Raw genomic sequence first — 1,594 nt, forward strand, 5'->3', positions numbered from 1 at the left:
CACCAGGTTTTCGCGGCCCGTCAGGTCCTCGTCGAGCGAGGCAAACTGGCCCGTCATCGCGATGCAGAAACGAACCTTCTCCGGTGCAGCGGCGACATCATGGCCCATCACCGTCGCGCTTCCGGCATCCGAGGGATCCAACGTGGCCAGCATGCGCAACAGCGTCGTCTTTCCAGCGCCGTTCGGCCCCAGAACGGCAAAAATCATGCCGCGCGGCACCTCGAGGTCGATCCCTGCGACGGCGGTCAAATCCCCGTAGCGACGGACGAGGCCGCGGGCATGGATCGCAAGGTTAGTATGTTCGATGTCCACGTTCGGCGTCCGGGGCTGATGCGGGGTGTCTGGCATGTTGCAAGGTACAGCAGGCGTCGGATTAGTCGATAGGACCTGGGATAGATCGAGAGTGGATTTTGGAATTCTCGGCATACTGAGGTGCGATCACACGGGCCCGGAAGCTGAGTGTGATGACCAAGAAAGTGAACGTGGAAGCTGGATCGGGATGAGTGCCGGTCCCATGAGGCCGGACCAGGTGCAGTCTAACGCCGCGCCAGCCACGGGAGGCTGTTGTCGCAAAGTTGCGGTGCGGTGTCGCCCGATAAGTTGGAGGTCTGCTTCGGGCTTGTCGCAGCGTAGAGCAGAAAACCGTCGCGCGAACATTTTCTACTGGAGCGAGAGCCCCAAAGCGGGCGTTGAGACGCAGTTTCCAGGTGCCGGGAAGGCTCTTTGGCGGTCCGTATCGTCCTTCAGAACCGATGGACCACGACGTGGTCGGTATTCGACACTTGGCAGAACGGGCGGATCGCGGGTGGTGCCAGGTCAGTTTGCCAAGTCAGCAAGGTTGGCGTCGAGCAGGGCCTGCTGGTCGACAGGGGCCAGTCCCTCATCGAGAATGTCGCAGAGAACCTCGAAGACAACGGCGCTCTGTCCGTCCGACGCGGTTTGCCAGATCCATTCAGATCCCTCCATGGCGAGATCGATGAGTTCTCCGCGTGCCGCTTCAAGGTCCGCCTCGCGCAGGTCGAGCGCGATCCGAACCGCGCCGAGGCCCTGCCGTGGCAGGGTCGTCACGGTCGCGTAGCGCTCAAAGTTTTCGAAGACCTCCTGCTGGATGCCGGAGGACACGGCGCGGCAAAGGATCGTCAGGATCGGGCGCAGCAGGCTCTTGGCTGCCTCGTTCCCCTCGGCGACATCCAGGGCGTCCAGAAGCTCGGTCTTTTCGCGAAGGCCTTCGGGAAGTCTCAATTCGAGTCTCACGTCTGCATAACCTCCCCCAAACGGGACTGCGGCTCCACACACTTTGGGCACGTATGCTGATCAAATGGTCTGCCAAGGTTTGCACGGCCCCAGCTCTGGCGAAGAAGACCGTGCCAGAGAGGCGGTTGCAGTGCAGCAGAGGCGCACTCGGATCGCTCCGGACGAGCTTCACAGCATGACAGACGAGCCATGCCCGCCTATTCGGCAACGTCCTCGAGAAATGACAGGATCGCGTCTCGAACCTGCCTGTGTACGGTTCGGCGTTCCCCTGCTGACCCCTCGCAGAGCGACGCATCTCCCGCTTCTTCAATCAGGATGTCCGGTCCGGCAGCGGTACAAA

General features: G+C 61.7%; 2 protein-coding genes. Both read right to left on the bottom strand.

Going from position 1 to position 1,594, the window contains the following annotated elements:
* Window positions 1–348, bottom strand: a 348-nt coding sequence (locus tag BM171_RS18585) for an ATP-binding cassette domain-containing protein (RefSeq protein ID WP_139218761.1), incomplete at its 3' end; no start/stop codon positions are given.
* 468 nt (window positions 349–816) lie between these two features.
* Window positions 817–1,254, bottom strand: a complete 438-nt coding sequence (locus BM171_RS18590) for a hypothetical protein (RefSeq protein ID WP_139218762.1) — start codon at window positions 1,252–1,254, stop codon at window positions 817–819.
* Window positions 1,255–1,594 lie beyond the last annotated feature (340 nt).

This window comes from Roseivivax halotolerans, assembly GCF_900115815.1.
Classification (GTDB): domain Bacteria; phylum Pseudomonadota; class Alphaproteobacteria; order Rhodobacterales; family Rhodobacteraceae; genus Roseivivax; species Roseivivax halotolerans.